We start from the raw sequence: 18,911 nt of genomic DNA on the forward strand, positions 1-18,911 counted from the left end.
TACAGTCTTTTAGAGAGAACGCCTTCCGATAAATCGAAAGGCGTTGACGACTACCTGCTGCAACGATCTGAGCCCCATCTAGCAGGCGTCGGAGTTGAGCAAACCTTGACTACTTTCCAACCTTTTCCAGCGTCGGCATCGTCTTGTCCAGGACCCAAGCTCGGCTCAGGCTCGTTGGGGTGTTGAGTCCAGCGACGACCGCCTCATCACCAGCGAGAGTCGCACCGGATTTTACCTGCGGCAAATCTTTGTATCCCGGAGTATTTTCAACTTCTTCGATTGAGCCGGTGCGGTTATAAATGACCATAAAATCAGCGGCCAGGTAAGATACGTTTTCCGGAGAAAGCGTGACGCGGCCTTTATCAACTGGGACCGATCCGTCAGTCAGCTTATCCGGAAACTTCATACCCAGGTCGTAGATGAAGGATGCACCCGGATCCTCAGGGTCTGCAACGGCACCAAAGGATCCCTGGGCGAATTGAGAAACAATGCCGGTTTTACCAGAGAGGTTTGGCAGTTTTTCCTTCACATCAGCGAAACGCTTCTGATCCTCATCAATGGCTTTCTTCGCTTCGGACTCCTTATTGAATATCTTGCCCAAAGCTTCTAGCTGTGCCTCCCAGCCAATCCCCTCCCCTTTATTGGAGATGCCGCCGAGGGTCGGTGCGATGGCTGACAATTCTTTGTAATTATCTTCAGATATTGTCCAATAGTCACCAACGATGAAGTCAGGTTCGATTGCCGCAATTTGTTCTTGTGGCAGAGTTTTGAAATCTGCCTGATCGATCACCTTGACACCATCGAGCTTCCCCTCGCGCCAGGGTGAGTTCTTATCTTTTGCATTCTGCACGACGGCTGCTGGTTTAATTCCAAGTTCCAGCAGGTTATCAACAGCCGGCCCCACGGCAACCACATTTTGTGGATTGGCCGGATACGTATCCGTACCCCGTGCATGCTCAATGGTCACGTCTTCTGCAACTTTGGAAGTTGCCGCTTCATCGGTTGAATCGTTCGACGAGCATCCTGACAAAACCAATCCGGCACAGATTGCGGCTGCGATAGTTGACCGCGCTCTCCTCTTTACTGACATCCTTTTTCCTTAAAGTCGGTTTCCTGAAGTTGTCCTCAACGTCTTCCACTGGATTTCCCAAAGACCCACAGGCAACTTTTAGGTTAGGTTAGCTTTACCTACACCACATTGCAATAGTGCTCCGCTGCAAATCGGTACAAAATTCCATTAACCAGCCTTGTCTAGACGGAAAACCATCCCCGTAGAGATTGAACTTCTTTCCCATCTGCAATCCAAGGGCAAAAAGCTCTTCTATGACCACTTCTCCATTCCTAAAATGCCCAGCATTCAATATGTCAATAACATTAGGGTTGACTAACCTAACTTGCGGCACATATATTTGTGTCTCACCTAACACTTCGCAAGTTGTCAATGACGTTCAACTGCGAAAATTCAGTCGCTAGCTCAGCGTGGGACACAAATGGGAACAAGTGTTTTCTTTGAAGAAACGGGAGGACTTCAACAGCAAGCCAATCGCCTGAAACTATCGCCTCTTCGTTTTATGGACCTGACTCCTAGACAAGCCGGTCCGGTTCTAAACAACACAGGTCTCACCGCACAGAACAGGATTTTCCTACTGACCACTATGGATATTCATTCCAGTTTCAGCATTAACGGCACCCAACTACCTCGAAGCCGCACCTATTCGCGACGCGTTGCGGGACTCATACTGTGTTTGGTGCTGCTCGTCCTCGGAGTTTGTTTGAGTATCGCTGTCGGAGCTAGAAGTATTCCGCTAACCGATGTCATATCTGCTCTCAGAGAAGTTCCTTCGCACCGTGCAACTGCTCTAAACTTTGAACAGCGCGTACTCTTCGAGCTCCGTGTGCCGAGGACCTTGATCGCAATCGTAGTGGGCGCTTCTCTCGGAGTAGCTGGCGCTTTAATTCAAGGCCACACCCGAAACCCGCTCGCCGATCCAGGCATTCTTGGGGTCAACGCTGGTGCCGCCTTAGCAGTAGTTTCCACTTTCGCAGTCTTTGGATCGATCAGTATGTTTGCAACAACTGTGGCTGCCTTCTTGGGCGCGGTAAGTGCAACCATCATTGTCTTCGGCCTGGGACGCATCAATGGAGGCAATGCTAGTCCGCTCACTCTTACACTTAGTGGCGCAGCCTTGTCTGCCGTGTTGAATTCGATCACTACAGGCCTCATTCTGGCAGAAGAAGCCAACCTGGACCGTATGCGTTTTTGGACCGTAGGTTCGGTAGCGGGTCGAGGTCTAGATGTCTTTTGGGGAGTACTTCCATTCGCAGTCTTGGGCATCGTCTTAGCCTTTGCTTCAGCCCCAGCTCTAAACTTACTTAACCTAGGAGACGATGTAGCTCAATGTCTCGGTGTTCGAACCGATCGGGCTCGCCTCTTCGGTATGGTCCTAATCTCTTTGCTTGCGGGGGCTGCGACCGCTATGGCAGGACCAGTTGGGTTCATTGGCTTGATAGTGCCGCATTTGGTTCGTGCCATCACAGGTCCTGACTATCGGTGGATTTTGCCGTATTCCGCCCTATTAGGTGCCACGTTGATGGTACTTGCTGATGTCATTGGCCGAATCATCGCACGTCCAGGCGAGTTACCGGTAGGAATCGTCGTCGCTTTTATCGGCGCCCCTTTATTCTTCGTGCTCGTCTTCCACCGGAAGGGGGTAGCGCTATGAGTAGTGACCGCAATTCCGTCCCCGGCCGCCCTGCCTTCCGCATTGGCACAAAACTATTAGAACTCTCAGTTGTTTGGCGCCCGTGGCAATTATCTACCACTTTCATTCTGGCTATACTGGCTCTACTTCTTGTGCCTTTTTCTATCATGCTGGGAGATTATCCGATCTCTTTCGGCCGAATACTGGAAGTTATTGTCAGCGGCCAAGGCACTCGACTGGAGAAACTAGTAGTCTTCGAATGGCGAATGCCGCGTGCTCTCACTGCGCTTACAGTAGGTTGTGCTCTTGGTCTCGCTGGAGCTTTAACACAATCGGTAACCAGAAATCCGCTCGCCAGTCCTGACATTTTAGGCATAACCGCCGGCGCCTCAGCAATGGCGGTTACGGTTATCGTCTTCGGCTCGGGTACCGGCATCATAGGCTGGTTGGCCGGCATCGGAGTCCCATTGGCCGCTTTTATCGGAGCAGTCAGTACAAGCGTCGTCGTGTGGATTCTTTCCTGGAAAGGAGACGCAAACCCATTCAGGCTCGTGCTCTCGGGCATAATCATTACCTCGCTGTTGTCTGGTTACATCAGCTTCGCCATGATTCGTGCCCAATTGCACGATGCCTCCGTCGCTCAATTTTGGCTGACTGGCTCACTAGAACGAGCAAATTGGACGACTACTTTTCCAGTAGCCATTGCAATAATAATGTCTGCGCCATTGCTCGGATGGGTTAGTTACCAACTACTGCCCACGGCGCTCGGCACAGACATGGCACAGGCACTCGGTTCTCGTGTCAATGCGGTGCAATTCTCCGTACTTATACTCGCCGTAGCATTAACTGCCGTTGCGGTCTCCGCAGCAGGCCCCATTGGCTTTGTAGCCTTTGTCGCTCCCCAATTAGCACTTCGTATCTGCCGTACCGCAACACCACCGCTGCTAGCCTCCGCCTTTACTGGAGCGATTCTTTTACTCGGCGCAGACGTCGTCATTCATGCTCTGTTGGGGATCGAGCTTCCTGTTGGAATCGTTACTTCGATAATTGGGGGCCTGTTTTTACTCTATTTACTCGTCCAGCAAAATCGGAAGGTCCAATCAGTTTAATGTCTGACCCATTAATCACTTCGCGCACAGCAATTACGGCATCAAACCTCACTGTAGGATACGCGCGCAACACTCCGATCCTTGAAAATATTGATGTAGAGCTCCCCAAAGGCAAAGTTACTACGATTGTTGGTCCCAACGGGTGCGGAAAATCAACCCTCTTACGCAGCCTCGCAAGGCTGTTACCCATAGAAAGTGGCACCGTAATGTTAGGTGAGCGCGATATCACTGAGCTTCGCCGAAAGGATGTGGCCACAAAAATTAGTGTGCTGCCACAGGCTCCCATTGCGCCAGAGGGTTTACTTGTATCCGATCTTGTCGCTCGCGGGCGCCATCCACATCAATCATGGCTGCGCCAATGGTCAGCATCGGATGAGCAGGAGGTTTATTCCGCGCTCACACAAACCGGCTCCCTGCAATTTGCTGAACGCTCCATTAATGAGCTTTCCGGTGGCCAACGCCAACGAGTGTGGATTTCCATGGTTCTAGCTCAAGACACAGAGATTATGTTCCTCGACGAGCCCACAACATACTTAGATTTGGCGACGTCCATCGAAATTCTCGAGCTCATTCGTTCGCTGCGAACTAAGCTGGGGCGCAGCATCGTTATGGTTTTGCATGACCTCAACTTGGCTATTCGATATAGCGACCATTTGATTGCAATGAGCCAAGGTAAGATTCTTATAACTGGGACCCCCAAGGAGATCATTTCTCCTCAATTACTTCTCACCGCATTCAACTTAAACGCCTTAGTTATTGAAGATCCGGTTACAGGAGGCCCACTCGTTGTCCCCTCTGGCGCTAATATCTAGCTACGCCGCACCCCCATGCACGCCTACAATTCGCGGCGGGCTTAGATCGAAAATATAAAAAGACCTTCACCCGTGCTTTCCACTGGTGAAGGTCTAAAAATTGGAGACAAAAGCTGAGTTGGAAACCACTGCCTCCAATTAAAGGAGCTTCGAATACTTATACGTGAGCCAAAAGAGTGTTAGCAATGTACTCGGAGCCTGCATCCGACGGATGAATACTCATGTTGTAGTTCGGCGTCGTGGTATCAATCAAGCCGGCGACCCAACGCTCGGCATCTGGAGCACACGTATCATGGCCGCGAGCGCCATCAATCATGTCAACGTAGGTTGCCCCAATTGAATTAGCTGCCTCAATTTGGTTATCACGGTTCCAATTTTCGACATCCCGCAGGATTGGGACGTAAATACCGCCCGGGCGGTTCGGGATCACATTGACCGCGCAGAGCGTTGCGTGTTCACGATCCACGGTAGGTAGTGCGCCCGATACAACGATCTTTGCTCCCGGTGCTGCGCGGTGAATCTTATCGCCAGCTTCCCGCAGACGGTTCACATAGTTATCGTGGACGTTTTTCGGGACATCCGGAGACCTCTTCAACACATCGAAGTTATACGGACCGTAGTCATTCATTCCTACAGCGATGACGACGGTGGAGTCATTGCGGATGTCGCCATTGGCAATAGCCCGGTCCAAGCGTTGATTCATGGTATTGGACGTCTGAGCGGTGCAGGACCAATCAGCCAGTGGTCGATTCGTCTTTGCGGCTAGCTTCCGCGGCCAGTTATTAGGCGCCTGAAGGCACCCCTCGCGCTGGGGGTAATTATCGGTTGCGCCAGGAACCCCGCGGAAGGTATTTCGGACTTGGTCAGGGTTGGCGGAGTAGGAGTCTCCGAGCGTAACGAGATTACCGGTCGGTGCGGCTGACGCGACACCGGAAAGACCTGTAGCGAGCATGACTGCTCCGCAAGCTGCAGCAATGTATTTGCTCACAAGGCGCATATTTGCGTTCCCTTTCAATCAAAAAATGAGTTACTTTTCTAGCCGTCCGATAGATAACTGTTCGTATTAAGAGTGTCATTGGCATCGATATACACAATTTATAAATAGCACCCATCGGCGAACATGTTTACGGCTATAACTATAGCGAACCCGCCCAGTGGATGCATACTTTCATACTTTTATCTCAATCCATTAGTATTTTCACTCGCGCTTCTCACGAAACTCCAGAATAAATAATTTATTTTCAATATAAGTGCGATCTATCACTACTGGAGACTGCAACATTACAATTTGGGAGTTTCTGGTAGGAAGTTACCGCACTTTTACTCTCATTTTAATTCCCAAATCCAGTCGCGAGATCCAAATCATATGCATCGGTCCCACATGTACCTGTAGCCCGCCAAAACGGCTGATGTAGTTTCGGTAGCTTCTGAGGAATCTGCAGACCCGCCCTCGGTCCACCAGCCTTCTTTGGCAACGGTTTCCCAACCGAATACTCACACTTCATAGGAATCAGAAAAGGACCCATGAAATGACAAAAGGTGCCCAGCCGATGACACAACACAAAACAACACGTTTTCTCGTTTAACCCTGTCGTCTAGGCCGCATTCAGCTCCACAAGGCATAAATAAAAGCCCTGACCAGAACTTAATCTGGTCAGGGCCTGGAAGTTGGTAGCGGGGGCAGGATTCGAACCTACGACCTCTGGGTTATGAGCCCAGCGAGCTACCGAGCTGCTCCACCCCGCGTCGAGATGACTTCCATCATCTGCGCTTGAACAGTTCATTAATACTTAATGTATTCGCTCTGTCCCGGCGACTTCTGTAACTATACAGACAGGAAGGCACCTACCCAAATCCCCTGGGTAGGTGCCTTATTTCCTGAGTTTCGAGTGTAAGAAGTTGGAGGTTTTAGCCTTCGGACTTCTGGTAGGACTCGACGGCCTTATCCAACTCATCTAGGGCGCGGCCGTACTCTTCAAAGGAGCCATTGCGGGCATCCTCCAGGCCCTTCAGGGCCTTGTTGATGTCCTCGATAGCGCCTGCTTCATCGGAGGAACGAGGGGCCGAAGCCGGAGCGGATTCCTCAGTAGATTCCTTCTTCTCGTCCTTCTTGTCCGCAGAAGAGCTGTCCTTATCGGCATCGTCGTCGCCGGAGTCGCCCTCGATCTCTTCGATGTCCTGGGCGGACTTGGCGTCGATTCCCACCTGCTCAAGGGCATCACCGATAGTCGGTGCGTAGCCCACGCGGCCCTTGTAGGACACGAGCACACGCAGCAGCTTCGGGAAGGCGGATGCCTGATCCTTGCGCTGCGAGTAAATCGGCTCGAGGTAGAGGATCTCGCCGCCGCCGACCGGCAAGGCCAGCAGGTTACCGTTGTGCAGATCGTTGGTGCCTTCCCACAGGGTGCGGTCGCGGGCAACCTGGTCAGAAGACATCATGGCGTCCTGTGCCTGCTTCGGACCCTGGGTCTGCGTATTGGTTGGCAGCACGCGCACGGTGATATCGCCGTAGGTATCCGGATCGGAAGATACCGCCATGTGTGCGGACAGGAACTCACGGTTCAGACCACGGTACGAGGTGGTCAGCTGGAAGCTCGGGTCGCCGGTTTCCGGATCGGCAGCCATCACGTAGTACGGCGGCTGGTTCAGGTCACGGGATTCCTCTGCGGTCGGGTCATTCGGTACGGACCAGAAGGCGTCGTTATTGAAGAAGACGTTCGGGTCATCAACGTGGTAGCGGGCCAAGAGGTCACGCTGCACCTTGAACATGTCCTCTGGGTAGCGGAAGTGCTCGCGCAGCTCATCGGAGATCTCGGATTCCGGCTTCACCACATCCGGGAAGACACCTTCCCAGGCCTTGAGAACGGGGTCTTCCTTGTCGAACTCGTAGAGGTCCACGCTGCCGTCATAGGCATCCACGGTCGCCTTCACGGAGTTGCGGATATAGCCCACCCGGTCATTGACCAAGCGCTGGGTTGTGCCATCGGGGTTGAGGGCGTCCTGGGTGGCATCGGAAAGCGAAGCGCGCTGCGAGTACGGCAGGGAGTCCAGGGTGGTGTAACCATCGACGATCCACTTCAGATGACCATCAATAACGGCCGGGTAGGTAGCGGAATCGGTGGTCAGCCATGGGGCAACCTTCTCCACGCGCTCGCGGGGGTCGCGGTCATAAAGCAGCTTGGATTCGCTGCCCACGCGGTCCGAAAGCAGGAAGTTCAGCTCGCGGTACTTGGCGGCATACATGGTGCGGTCAAAGAGATTGCCAATCTCAACGCCGCCCTCACCGTCATAGGTGTAGTTGGTGCTATCGGTGTCGTACTCCACTGGGTTCTCGCCGGTGGTACCGGTAATGGCGTAGTCCAAGTTATCTGCGGCACTAGCGATGACCGGGCCGTAGTAAATGCGTGGCTGGTCTACCTTGATGCCCAAGGACTTCTCGGCATCTTGGGTCTCGCCCTCACCCTCGGACTCGCCGGCCTGGGTCTGTAGGTCAGAGACGGTGAAGATGGGGTAACCACCGCGGGCGGAACCGGCATCGCGGGCAACCTCGTCGACGGTATTGGCCTGCGCGGCCACGAAACCATTGCCGTGGGTATACACAGTGTGGCGGTTGATCCAGTCGGACTGGTTTTCGCGCAGCTCATTCGGGTCCAACTCGCGCGCCGCAACGACGAAGTCGCGCATCTTGCCATCGATTTCGTAGCGATCCATGGACAGCGTTTCTGGGAAACCGTAGAAGTTCTTCAGCTGCTGCATCTGGGTAAACGTCGGCGACAAAATCTCTGGATCCAGCAGGCGCAGGTTATTGATGGTGGCGTTATCGGAGGCAACCTTGTCATCCGATACGTTATCGCCGCCCCAGTTTTCCTTGTAGGTCACGTGGTCATCTGTAAGCCCATAGGCATACCGCGTAGCCTCAATGTTGCGGGCGATGGACTCGTTTTCCTTGGCCTGGCGGTTTGGCTGCACCGAGAAGCGCTCCATCAGCAGCGGCCATGCCTGACCGATGATCAGGGAGGACGCGAGCATGAGCACGACGGCGAGGCCAGGGATGCGCAGGTCCTTGATGACGATGGCCATAAAGAGCGCAATAGCGACGAAGACGCCGATGATCATCAAAATGATCTTGGCGGGCAGGTAGGCGTGGATATCCGTGTAGGAACCACCGGTAAACAGGTCGTGCTCCGAATACAGCAGCCCGTAGCGCTCCAGCCAGTAGCCGGCGACCTGGGCCACCATCCACAGCCCGGCCGTAATGGCAAGCTGCAGGCGCGCCGCGCGGGAGATGGAACCGCGCACGCCCGCGGCCTTATTGCCAATGCGGATTCCGCCCAAGATGTAGTGGCCGAATAGGGCAATGAGGAAGGCGAGCACGAGCAGGATGGACAGGGTGTTAACCACCATCTGCAGCACGGGCAGGCTAAAGGCATAAAAGCCCAAGTCGTGGTGGAATTGGGGGTCCTGTACGCCAAAGTCCTGGCCGTTGAGGAATAGCATCACATCGCGCCAGTGGGATTGGCCAATAAAGCCTGCGATTATACCCACGATGGCCGGGATGACCTCGAAAAGCACGCCCATGGATTTCTCAATGGACTGGCGGTACTGATAGACCGGCGAATTCAGATCCCCCACATCCAGGGAATCGGGGCGTCCGCGCCAGGCAAAGAACCCGGCTGCCCACACCACTGCGGCTGCAACGAGTCCGAAGATGATAAAGAGGACTATGCGCGCAATAATCGCAGTGGTAAATACGCTGCGGTAATCAATGGAGCCAAACCACCTCCAATCCGTGTACATGCCCACGAGCATGGGGCCGAAGAATAAGAGGACGGCAATGATGGCCGCAATAATTGCCGCGACCTTAGGAGGCCGCTTCAATGGGGCGGCTGGTGTGGATGACCCTAGGGACAACGCCAGCTCCAATCAAATAGTGCGAATATTAAACATGTAGACTTTTCCCAGTTTAAGGAATCAATACCCAGATAACGAATAAGGATGCCTATGAGTTCCCCCGAATTATCACAGCCAGCTTTAAACCGCGCTATGACGGAGGCCGTGGATTTCGTCCACGCTGAAGGTTGGGACGCCCGCCCCACCATCTTCGCGCTTGTTCCCACCCACCTAGTGGCGGACCAGCTAGCGGCCATGGATGAGGAAACCGCGTCCCCGCTGACCCTTATCGTGCAAGACAACGTCCCGGAAAACATCGAGCCAGGCTCCGAGGAATTGGCTGATTACGTCTCCCGCTTGGCCTGGCCGCGCGAGGTCGCAGGCGCCATCTTGGCCCAGGAGATCAAATTCCGGGATACCTCCAGCGAGGACCCCTCCCCTCGCCCGGCGCGCCTGTATTCGGGTGCCCTGCGCGAGGAAGGAATTGAGACCACCTTGCTGCAGCTGCGGCCCACCGAAGAAGAGCTAGAGGCAGCAGGTCCCTTTGCTGAGGACGATATTCAGCTCCGCGGCGGCCCGCAGGTGGCCCCTGGCGTGATCGCCGCTTTGCGCTATGGCCTCAACCAGGATCCGGATGAACTAGACTAAGTGGCAATTAAGCCCGCAACCAAGGAGTTCTATACAGTGCGACGCCTTTCCTTCTCCCGCCGTTCTTCTGCCCGTACCGCTACCGCGGCGGCGCTACTAGGGCTCAGCGTGGCTGCGGCAAGTTGTTCCTCCGGTGCCGATGCGCCTGACGATGCCCCCGTAGAGACCACCTCTGCGGCCACCACCACAGCCTCTGAGAACGACGAGGAGTCCGCGGCATCGAGCACCGAATCCTCTACGGAGTCAGAATCAGCAGCCAAGGATGAGGACGAGGCTTCCGAAGAAAGCACCACCCGCGAGCCGAGCGCTAGCAGTGAGCTGGATAAGTCGGTGGCCAAGGTCTATGACGTTTATAAGTCGCTGGCGCCCAAGGACCTATTCGCCCAGTTTGAGCGCTGCGATTCCACCGGCGGGGATTCTTCCTACAATTGCTCCGGCCCTAAGGTGGGGCAATTCCAATTCTTTAAGTCCCACTCCAAGGCCTCCCAGACCACCCAAGTCCTTACGGAGTTGCGCAGCTCCCATGCCATCGAGGACGATGGCGATCGCGTCGTCGGCTGGTCTACGTTGGGCACCACCGCGGTTATCACCGTGGTGGATAATAAGGAAGGCTTGGTCATGCAACAGATGATTTCTTCTGACCAAGTGGACCCGGAGGAAAAGATCAAGGAATTGGGCCTAGTAAAGGACTAGGCCTCGGCCTTATTAGCTTTTATTAGCTGCATTCCTTGACGTCTTTGCCCGCTGCAAAGTCCTTCATAGCCGCCACGGCATCGTCGAGGTTTTCTACCTGCGCAATGGTCATATCGCCGTGGTCGCTGCCGGCCGCCGCTGAACAGTTGTCCTTAGGCGCCAAGAAGAGCTCGGCGCCTGCCTCGTGCGCGGCGGCGATTTTATGCTCGATGCCACCAATTGGCCCAACCTTGCTATCGGCCTGAATGGTACCGGTGCCGGCCACGAAGGTACCGCCGGTTAAGTCTTCATCGCTGAGCTTATCGATGACCGCCAGGGTAAACATCATGCCCGCTGACGGCCCGCCGATATCCTGCAGGTTATAGTTCACCGAAATATCGTCCTTGGGCTGCGATAGCATGGCTACTCCCAGCAGCGCCTTGCCCTTATCGTGCGGGTTTTCGCCCAATTCAATCTCTTCGCTGAGGTCTTTGTCCCCACGAGTGACGCTGATTTTTACCTTATCGCCAGGGCTTTTGTCCTTGATGATGTCTTGGACCTCGCTCGGCTCGGTGACCTCGGTGCCATCGACGGCGGTGATGACATCGTCCTTTTTAAGGTGTTCCGCGGCGGCGCCGTCCTCGATGACCTCGGCCACGGTGATTTTGACCGGCAGGTGCAAATAGTCCATCGCCGCAATGGTGGCTGCGGATTCAGATTGGGTAAAGGCCTGCTTATTGGATTCTTGGACCTCTTCATCGGTCATATTCTGCGGAATGACGGTATCGATGGGCACCAAAGTGTCATCGGTAAGCGCCCAGCGCCCCAGCGCCTGCGCCAAGGTCATATTGGTGCGCACGGACACAGTGGTCATATTGAGGTGACCACTGGGCTCATAGGTCTTCGGCGCCTGCACATCAACAACTTGGGTGCCATCAACCTCGCCCAGCGTATCCACGGTAGGGCCAGGGCCTTCGGCGGCATAAGGAACGGTCAGCGAGACATCGGTGCCCGGGATATGGTCAAGCGATACCAACGCACCGGTAAGCACAACGGGGATGGCACCCCAGGCGATGGTGCGGACGCGACGGCTAGCAGGAGAATTCACGAAGCAATAGCCTACAACCTTTGGCGTACTGTTCGCTGTCAGCGTTGCTGTGATCATGGAAACTTTCCGCACGGTGCCGGTAGATTGGAGCGCATGAGCAACGGATTCGGTTTTTCTTTCCCAAATAACGATGACGACGATAATGACGGCCGTCGTGACCAGAACCCGTTCGGCGCATTCGGCGGCGGTAATGGTGGCGGCCTCGGAGACATGCTGAACCAGTTCGGTCAGATGCTATCCGGCATGGGCTCGTCCATGAACTCGCCCCAGAACTCCGGGCCGGTCAATTACGACATGGCCAAGCGCATCGCCCTTCAGCAGATCCCCAAGTCAAAGAGCATCAGCGCGGAAGATTCCAAGGCAGTAGAGGAATCGGTGCGCTTGGCGGAGCTGTGGCTTGACGATGCCTCCATTCTCCCCACCGCTTCCGGTGCCACGCAGGCATGGGATTCCAAGCAGTGGTTGGAAGAAACCATGCCCGCTTGGGAGCGCATGGTCACCCCGGTGGCCCAGCACATGAACGATGCCCAGCTGGAGTCCATGCCGGAAGAGGCCCGCGAAATGATGGGTCCAATGACTAAGATGATGGGCCAAATGTCCAGCATGAATTTCGGTATGCAGCTAGGCCACGCCTTGGGCGATCTGGCCAGCCAGGCACTAACCGGCTCCGACTTTGGCCTGCCCATCGCCCCGGCCAATACGGTGGCGCTTTTGCCGCATACCATTCAGAAAGTCGCGCGCGAGCTCAACGTTCCTGGCCAAGAAGTACTGGTGTACATTGCCGCGCGCGAGGCCGCCCGCCAGCGCTTGTTCAAGCACGTGCCGTGGTTGGTAGAGCGCATCGTCTCCTCCGTGGAGGAATACGCCATCGGTTTGGTCATTGATACCTCCCACATTGAAGAGCTTGCCCGCGAGCTCAACCTAGAATCCGGCGATCCGCAGGCCATTCAAGAGGCAATGAGCAAGCTGCAGGGAATGGACCTCTCCCCGCGCATTACCTCCAAGAACACCGCTGCCGCATCAAGGCTAGAAACCCTGCTGGCCTTGGTTGAGGGCTGGGCCGAGCACGTCGTAAGCGAGGCCTTGGGCGATCGCATCCCCTCTACCTCCAAGCTCACTGAAGCCTGGGCGCACCGCCGCAGCACCGGCGGGTCTGCCGAGCAGGCTTTCAGCAAGGTCGTGGGCATCGAGCTCAACGCCCCCAAGGTGACCGAGGCCGCCGAGCTGTGGCGCCGCGCCACCGTTGCCGTGGGTGCAGAGAAGCGCGATAAGGCCTGGGACCACCCAGACTTCCTGCCCACCGCAGAGCACCTCGATAACCCGGCTGCCTTCATCGATTCCCTCTTGGATGACGAGCCGGATGAGGGTTTCGAGGAAGAATTTGCCAAGCTCGAAGAGATGCTCAAAAACGGCGAGGACTCCGAAAACAAATTCGAAGAGGACAAGGATTCTGCAGAGGACCAGGATTCCAAGGGCAGCGACGACGGTGCCGACAGCGACGAGAGCACCGATAAGGACAACGGCAGCGAGGATAAGTAGCTCGCGTTAACCGCCCCAGCGCTGGTAGGCCTCGAGGTAGCCCTTGGCCCGCTCGGCGTGGGGTGCCCTATCGGCCCACTGCCAGAATTCGCGCCCATGGCGCGGGATGAAGGTATGGGCCAGCTCATGGATGATGACCGAATCCAACACATAATCCGGCACCTGCTGTAGCCGGTTGCTCAGCCGGATATCCGCGGTGGAGGTAGTACAACTACCCCACCGCGTATTTTGATTGCTCACCCACCGGATGGACCCAATCCAGGCTCGCCCTTCCAGGTACTGTGCGTTGAGCTGTTCGGCGCGCTGAAGGAGCGCCGCATCGGTCTTCGCCGCACCACCGGTTTTCTTTTCTAAGCGCGCGAGCATGTCCTGTACCGCCTCGTTTTCCTCACGGGCGGACATCCAGGCAGGAATGCGCACTTCCAATACCCCGGCCACCATGCGCGCCTGCACCGACTTTCGCCGCCGCGCAGAACGGATAACCTTGACCTCAGGGTGGTTACTTCCTGGTGGTTGCGTGCTCGACATGACAGGCCATTGTACCTGTGGTGCAATGGACCCACATGCGGCGCTAAGCCGTATTTGGGGTGATCGAGGGGATTCGGGGGAAGCAATGACTGCCTCACAAGGCACGACTCAACTTGTGACGTTGGCGCCAGGGTGTGGCGTATTTTGCCGCGAGGATTCCGTGGTGCAATTTGGGATGGATGCCACCCGGGTGGCGGTGGCGGAAACGGGCAATGCGCCGGGTATAGCGCGTGCTTTTGCCACCGCCCATCAGCCGGTCGACTCTTCCGACTTGGCGGCGCGGTTGGAAGCGGCCGGCTTGGATCGCGCTGCCGCCAGCAGCCTTATCGATGATGCCCTAGCCTATGGCATCCTCTGGCCCCTGCCACCGCATCCCAAGAAGCCTGAAACCATCATCATGCTGGGTGAGTCCCCGCTCGCTGTGGAGCTACGCGCCCGTTTGACGGCAGATGGATACACGGTGCGCATCCCCCTGGATGAGGACAATATCTTTTCCTATATCCACGACCTCGATGGGCTTTTTACGGTCCTTGGCATCGACCAGCTCCACTGCCCCATCGATTGCGCCAATGCGCTTGCCGGCACGCCGACGACCTGGCTGCCCATTTCTTTACTGGATAACCGCGGCATCATCGGGCCCCTGCGCGTAAAAGGGCAAGGCCCCTGCCCACTGTGCATTCACTTATTCCGCGTGGATGCGGATCCACAGTGGAGCACCATTGCCTCCCAGCTCACCAGCGTGCGCAGGCAGCCAGAAAAACTAGTCATCGATGCTGTAGCGGCCCAAGCACAGGTGGTGATTCGCCGCTTAAGCAAGCGCCCCTTACCACCAGGCGCGCCCACGGCCTTCCCACGGCCTGGGCAGCAATGGGAGGTAGACGTCTACGGCCGCCACCAGCAACGCACGGCGATCGCCCATCCGCGATGCCCGGTGTGCTTCGGCGGCAAGGTCAACCTGGCTACAGCCGCACAGAGCGAATGACCTCCAGGATTTGCTCGCCGTAGCGCTCCAACTTATTGGGCCCTATTCCGGAAATGGACAGCAGCTCCGCCTCATCTGCCGGCAGCTCTTCCGAGATGGCTTGCAGCGTGGCATCCGTAAAGATGACATAGGCCGGAACCTTTTCCTCACGGGCCACCTGCGCGCGCCACGAGCGCAGGGCGGAAAAGACCTCGTCATCGCCATTGCCCTCACAGTCTTCATGCCGGCCAATGACCTTTTCCGCCGGGGTCTCTAAAACCCCGCTGCATACGCGGCAGCGTTTCGGGCGGCGGGAGCGGCCACTCCCTGCAGAAGATTCCACGCCGGGCGCGATGCCGTCGAGGAACCGGGTGCGTTCCCGGGAGGCTCGCGAACCGGCGGTCTTCGCCAATGCCCACGACAGGGCCAGGTGCTCGCGGGCGCGGGTAATGCCTACATAAAACAGGCGGCGTTCTTCCTCAATCTGCTCATCGCCCGCCTTAATGGCGTGGTTGATGGGCATGAGTTTTTCGCTCAGCCCGACGAGGAAGACGGCGTCCCATTCCAAGCCCTTCGCCGCGTGCACCGTAGCGAGGGTCACGCCCTCCATGGCGGGGGCTTGCTTATCGGTGGAGCGGCGCCGCAGCTCACCCAGCACCCCATTGAGATCGATACCCGGGGTGGATTCCACGATCTTTTCGATCAAGCCCACCAGCGCGTTCAGCGATTGCCACCGCTCGCGGGCCTGCGCACCCTGCGGTTCGGTGGCGCTGAGCCCAAGCTCCACGAAGGCGGCCCGCGCAATCGCCACGGGGTCCTCCGGCAAATCATCGCGGCGCGTGGCGGCGATGAGCACGCGAATGGCCTCCAGAATCTCCGGGCGGCGGAAGAAACCTTCACCGCCGCGGACTTGGTAGACCACTCCGGCATCGGCAAGCGCCTGCTCGAACTGTTCCGACTGGGCGTTAATGCGGTACAAGATGGCAATTTCTGAAGCCGGCACACCCTGATTGAGCAGTGTCAGCACCTGCCCAGCCACCTCCTGCGCCTCATTTTCCTCGGACTCGTAGGCCTTGAACGTCGGCTCCGGCCCGGGCTCGCGCATGCCCTGCAGCTCCAAGCGGGTGCCCGCCGCGCGCCCCGTAGCCTTGCCGATGACCCGGTTCGCCAAATCCGTTACCTGCGGCGTGGAACGATAGTCGCGCTGCAGCTTGACGATGGTCCCGTCCGGATAGCTGCGCGAAAAATTCAGCAGGTACTCCGGAGATGCGCCATTGAAGGAATAGATGGTCTGGTTGGCATCGCCCACCACGGTGAGATCATCGCGATCACCCAGCCAGGCGTTCAGCACGCGCTGCTGCAGGGGCGTGACGTCCTGGTACTCGTCAACGACGAAGGTGCGGTATTGCTCGCGGAAGGTCTCCGCAATGGCTGGGACGTTTTCGATGGCGCCCGCGATGTGCATGAGCAGGTCATCGAAGTCCAGATGCATCATATCCGGCGTGGCTTTGGCCTTTTCGTAACGCCGGAAGGCCTCGGCCACCTTGGCGGCATCAGCCGGGGCGGTGCGATCCGTTTCCGCGATGACGCTCTCATAGTCCTCCGCGCTGACCAGTGCGGATTTCGCCCATTCGATTTCCGCCAGCACGTCACGGATCATGTCTTTGGAATTATCCAGCCCCACCGAGCGCACCGCGCGGGCTACCAACGGGAATTTATTATCCAAAAGCGTCCATGGCAGATCGCCTGCGACCTGCGGCCAGAAATACTTCAGCTGCCGCCGCGCGGCCGCGTGAAAGGTTTGGGCCTGCACGCCAGCAACACCCATCATGCGCAGGCGATCCCGCATTTCTCCCGCCGCACGCGCGGTAAAGGTCACGGCCAAAACTCGCTGGGGGTTTACGAACCCTTGATCCACCATGTTGGCGATGCGATAGGTAATGGTGCGGGTCTTACCGGTGCCCGCGCCCGCCAAAATGCACACCGGTCCGCGCGGGGCGGTGGCCGCGCGGCGCTGATCCTCATCCAGCAGGGACAAATCCGGCTTACTCACCGTGATACCACTCCATAATCATCGTGTGTGCGATAGAACCCGCGGTGGCCAGCGGAAGCTTAGGCAGCTCGGCGCGGGTCACCCAACGAATTTCTTCCAGTTCCCCATCAGTATGGCAGGTGGCCTGGACATCCGATGTCTCTGCGTGAAAGCCCAGCATAAGCGAGCCACTCGGCGGCCACGGCTGGGATCCCCAGTAACGAAGATTCTCAATGCGCCGCCCAGTTTCCTCCATGGTTTCGCGGGCAAAGGCGTCCTCAATGGTCTCGCCCGGCTCCACGTATCCAGCAATCAAAGAAAAGAAGTTATTGCGCCCGCGATTGCGCGCCAGCAAAATCTTCTCCTCGCCCTTGAGCTCAATAAGGCCAATGACCGCGGGGTCCAAGCGCGGGAATACCATGCGGCGCGAATCCTGCGGATCGCGGCCAACGATACCCGGCGTTGGATAGTCCAACGGTTGGCCTGTGCGTGGATCGAAGCGTTGCTCCAACCTGTTGCGGATCAAGGCAATCGCCTGCATGATAAGGGAATTATCGGCGAAAAAGGTCGCAGGTTGCAGCTGCCCTATCCCCCGTGCAATTGCTTCCGGGCAGGCAAAAACGTGCAGCGTGCCGATGTCCACCATCTCCGGAGTTCCCACACCTTCCGGCAATTCCTCCACCAACGCCGCGTCCCCACTCGCGGTGGCGGGCACTAGTCCCGTGTGCGTTACGGGCAAATACAATTAATCCTCCTCGTCATCATCTTGCACTTCCACGGGTTGTTCCAGATCGTGCTTGATATACAGCAGGCGGTCGCCCGGTTTCAGTGCGGAGGCATCAGCAGTATCGACGCGGTGGAGTTCGTTATTGCGCAGCACCGCGAGCACGATATCCGCCAGGTGGCGCGGGTTGGACCCGACCTCGAACTCGCGCACGGCGCGCTCAGATACCGAAAAGCCCTCATTAGGAGAAAGCAGGTCTTCCATCATTTCCACCACGGTGGGGGTCACGGTGGCAAGCCCCAGCAGGCGGCCGGCGGTCTCTGCGGACGTCACCACGGAATCGGCACCAGATTGGCGCAGAAGGTGGCGGTTTTCGGACTCGCGCACCGAGGCCACAATCTTGGCCTTGGGGGCAAGCTCGCGCACCGATAGGCAGCACAGCACCGCGGTATCGTCCGAGGACGGGGTGACCACTATGGAGCTCGCGTGCTCCACCCCGGCCACCTTAAGCACGTCCTGCTTGGTTCCCGAACCAAAGATGGTGACCAGGCCGTGGTGCTCCGCATGCGCCAGCGACGCGCGGTTATTATCGATGACCACGATCTGGGAGGTGGGTACGTCATCTGCCAAGAGCGCGGCGACTGCCCCGGCGCCCTTCGTTCCATAGCCAATAACGACGGTGTGGTTACGCAATTGTTTTCTCCAGTTCTGGATTTCAAAGGTGCGGCGGGCCTTGTCCGTCAGCACGGAGAGCGTCGCACCAACCAACAGCACAAGGAAGACGAGGCGGGCCGGGGTGATAAGTACGAGGTTAATAAACCGCGATTGCTCCGTAACGGGAACGATATCGCCATACCCCACTGTGGTCAGCGTGACGGCGGCATAGTAGGAGGAATCCAAAAGCGACATGTCCTCGCTATAGCCCTCGCCGTCCAAGTACACCACGACGGTGACGAAGATGAGTATGCCAAATGCCCACAGCGCGCGTTTGGCCAACTGGCGCCACGGGCTGGCATTTTGATCCTTGGGCACAGTGATGACATCAAGGAGCGCGTGATCAGGTTGCGAGGACAACTCGACTTGGGGCAAAAAGCGCTGTTTAATACGCCCTTTGAACACCTTCGCACGTTTTCTGGCCACTGGCCCAGCCTTCTTTTCTGGATCGATTTTTCATTCCGCCGGTTAT

15 protein-coding genes and 1 tRNA gene are annotated in these 18,911 nt (G+C 56.9%); 7 read left to right on the forward strand and 9 right to left on the reverse strand.

From position 1 onward, the window contains the following. Window positions 1–109 precede the first annotated feature (109 nt). Window positions 110–1,090 (reverse strand): ABC transporter substrate-binding protein, encoded by a 981-nt coding sequence (locus ABRP95_RS08120; protein WP_284785011.1) that lies wholly within the window; start codon window positions 1,088–1,090, stop codon window positions 110–112. 565 nt (window positions 1,091–1,655) lie between these two features. Here ABRP95_RS08120 and ABRP95_RS08125 point away from each other — a divergent pair. From ABRP95_RS08125 to ABRP95_RS08135, 3 genes are read left to right on the forward strand one after another with little or no spacing between them, the layout of a single operon-like run. Beyond that, window positions 1,656–2,723 carry a FecCD family ABC transporter permease gene (locus ABRP95_RS08125; protein ID WP_284849905.1) on the forward strand — a complete coding sequence of 356 codons (1,068 nt, stop codon included), beginning with the start codon at window positions 1,656–1,658 and terminating at the stop codon, window positions 2,721–2,723. Then, window positions 2,720–3,811: a FecCD family ABC transporter permease gene (locus ABRP95_RS08130; RefSeq protein ID WP_284785013.1), complete on the forward strand. Its 1,092-nt coding sequence runs from the start codon at window positions 2,720–2,722 to the stop codon at window positions 3,809–3,811. The genes ABRP95_RS08125 and ABRP95_RS08130 overlap by 4 nt, the downstream gene beginning before the upstream one ends. After that, window positions 3,811–4,623 carry an ABC transporter ATP-binding protein gene (locus ABRP95_RS08135; RefSeq protein ID WP_349839209.1) on the forward strand — a complete coding sequence of 271 codons (813 nt, stop codon included), beginning with the start codon at window positions 3,811–3,813 and terminating at the stop codon, window positions 4,621–4,623. Before ABRP95_RS08130 ends, ABRP95_RS08135 begins: the two co-directional genes overlap by 1 nt. Window positions 4,624–4,780: 157 nt before the next feature. Here ABRP95_RS08135 and ABRP95_RS08140 read toward each other — a convergent pair whose 3' ends face one another. The 3 genes from ABRP95_RS08140 to ABRP95_RS08150 all read right to left on the reverse strand — a co-directional run bounded on the left by ABRP95_RS08140 (window position 4,781) and on the right by ABRP95_RS08150 (window position 9,501). Continuing rightward, complete coding sequence (locus ABRP95_RS08140; protein ID WP_284769998.1) at window positions 4,781–5,611, reverse strand: GDSL-type esterase/lipase family protein; 831 nt, start codon at window positions 5,609–5,611, stop codon at window positions 4,781–4,783. A gap of 681 nt (window positions 5,612–6,292) precedes the next feature. Continuing rightward, window positions 6,293–6,369, reverse strand: a tRNA-Met gene (locus ABRP95_RS08145). Window positions 6,370–6,531: 162 nt separating this feature from the next. Next, window positions 6,532–9,501, reverse strand: a complete 2,970-nt coding sequence (locus tag ABRP95_RS08150; protein WP_284781739.1) for a UPF0182 family protein — start codon at window positions 9,499–9,501, stop codon at window positions 6,532–6,534. A 123-nt stretch (window positions 9,502–9,624) separates the two neighbouring features. Here ABRP95_RS08150 and ABRP95_RS08155 point away from each other — a divergent pair, with 123 nt between their 5' ends. Both ABRP95_RS08155 and ABRP95_RS08160 read left to right on the forward strand, forming a co-directional pair. Beyond that, window positions 9,625–10,161 carry a PPA1309 family protein gene (locus ABRP95_RS08155; protein ID WP_284770000.1) on the forward strand — a complete coding sequence of 179 codons (537 nt, stop codon included), beginning with the start codon at window positions 9,625–9,627 and terminating at the stop codon, window positions 10,159–10,161. 36 nt (window positions 10,162–10,197) lie between these two features. Then, window positions 10,198–10,854: a beta-N-acetylglucosaminidase gene (locus ABRP95_RS08160; protein WP_284770001.1), complete on the forward strand. Its 657-nt coding sequence runs from the start codon at window positions 10,198–10,200 to the stop codon at window positions 10,852–10,854. A gap of 22 nt (window positions 10,855–10,876) precedes the next feature. Here the strand turns inward: ABRP95_RS08160 and ABRP95_RS08165 are convergent, their stop codons facing one another. Continuing rightward, on the reverse strand, window positions 10,877–11,941 hold the full coding sequence (locus ABRP95_RS08165; protein WP_284770002.1) for a YlbL family protein: 1,065 nt from the start codon (window positions 11,939–11,941) through the stop codon (window positions 10,877–10,879). Between the two features lie 93 nt (window positions 11,942–12,034). Between ABRP95_RS08165 and ABRP95_RS08170 the strand changes: the two genes are divergently transcribed. Beyond that, on the forward strand, window positions 12,035–13,480 hold the full coding sequence (locus tag ABRP95_RS08170) for a zinc-dependent metalloprotease (RefSeq protein WP_284770003.1): 1,446 nt from the start codon (window positions 12,035–12,037) through the stop codon (window positions 13,478–13,480). 6 nt (window positions 13,481–13,486) lie between these two features. On the opposite strand, the gene ABRP95_RS08175 is transcribed toward ABRP95_RS08170, so the two are convergent. Beyond that, complete coding sequence (locus ABRP95_RS08175) at window positions 13,487–14,008, reverse strand: M48 family metallopeptidase (RefSeq protein ID WP_284796841.1); 522 nt, start codon at window positions 14,006–14,008, stop codon at window positions 13,487–13,489. Window positions 14,009–14,093: 85 nt separating this feature from the next. Between ABRP95_RS08175 and ABRP95_RS08180 the strand changes: the two genes are divergently transcribed. After that, a complete protein-coding gene (locus tag ABRP95_RS08180; RefSeq protein ID WP_284849903.1) occupies window positions 14,094–14,990 on the forward strand; it encodes a hypothetical protein in 897 nt (298 codons plus the stop codon). Here ABRP95_RS08180 and ABRP95_RS08185 read toward each other — a convergent pair. The 3 genes from ABRP95_RS08185 to ABRP95_RS08195 are packed head-to-tail and all read right to left on the reverse strand — an operon-like array spanning window position 14,968 to window position 18,865. Then, complete coding sequence (locus tag ABRP95_RS08185; protein ID WP_284785024.1) at window positions 14,968–17,022, reverse strand: ATP-dependent DNA helicase UvrD2; 2,055 nt, start codon at window positions 17,020–17,022, stop codon at window positions 14,968–14,970. The two genes, ABRP95_RS08180 and ABRP95_RS08185, sit on opposite strands and share 23 nt — an antisense overlap. Next, window positions 17,015–17,746 carry an NAD(+) diphosphatase gene (locus ABRP95_RS08190; RefSeq protein WP_284781742.1) on the reverse strand — a complete coding sequence of 244 codons (732 nt, stop codon included), beginning with the start codon at window positions 17,744–17,746 and terminating at the stop codon, window positions 17,015–17,017. Before ABRP95_RS08190 ends, ABRP95_RS08185 begins: the two co-directional genes overlap by 8 nt. Next, on the reverse strand, window positions 17,747–18,865 hold the full coding sequence (locus ABRP95_RS08195) for a potassium channel family protein (protein ID WP_284770008.1): 1,119 nt from the start codon (window positions 18,863–18,865) through the stop codon (window positions 17,747–17,749). Window positions 18,866–18,911: the final 46 nt, after the last annotated feature.

Origin of the sequence: Corynebacterium sp. KPL2895 (genome assembly GCF_040225815.1) — a bacterium.
In the GTDB taxonomy this organism is placed as follows: Bacteria; Actinomycetota; Actinomycetes; order Mycobacteriales; family Mycobacteriaceae; genus Corynebacterium; species Corynebacterium rhinophilum.

What these genes read in the sequence shown, in the direction of transcription:
- ABRP95_RS08120 (WP_284785011.1), bottom strand. Translation starts at nt 1,090, where the DNA reads ATGTCAGTAAAGAGGAGAGCGCGGTCAACTATCGCAGCCGCAATCTGT.
- ABRP95_RS08125 (WP_284849905.1), top strand. Translation starts at nt 1,656, where the DNA reads ATGGATATTCATTCCAGTTTCAGCATTAACGGCACCCAACTACCTCGA.
- ABRP95_RS08130 (WP_284785013.1), top strand. Translation starts at nt 2,720, where the DNA reads ATGAGTAGTGACCGCAATTCCGTCCCCGGCCGCCCTGCCTTCCGCATT.
- ABRP95_RS08135 (WP_349839209.1), top strand. Translation starts at nt 3,811, where the DNA reads ATGTCTGACCCATTAATCACTTCGCGCACAGCAATTACGGCATCAAAC.
- ABRP95_RS08155 (WP_284770000.1), top strand. Translation starts at nt 9,625, where the DNA reads ATGAGTTCCCCCGAATTATCACAGCCAGCTTTAAACCGCGCTATGACG.
- ABRP95_RS08170 (WP_284770003.1), top strand. Translation starts at nt 12,035, where the DNA reads ATGAGCAACGGATTCGGTTTTTCTTTCCCAAATAACGATGACGACGAT.
- ABRP95_RS08175 (WP_284796841.1), bottom strand. Translation starts at nt 14,008, where the DNA reads ATGTCGAGCACGCAACCACCAGGAAGTAACCACCCTGAGGTCAAGGTT.
- ABRP95_RS08180 (WP_284849903.1), top strand. Translation starts at nt 14,094, where the DNA reads ATGACTGCCTCACAAGGCACGACTCAACTTGTGACGTTGGCGCCAGGG.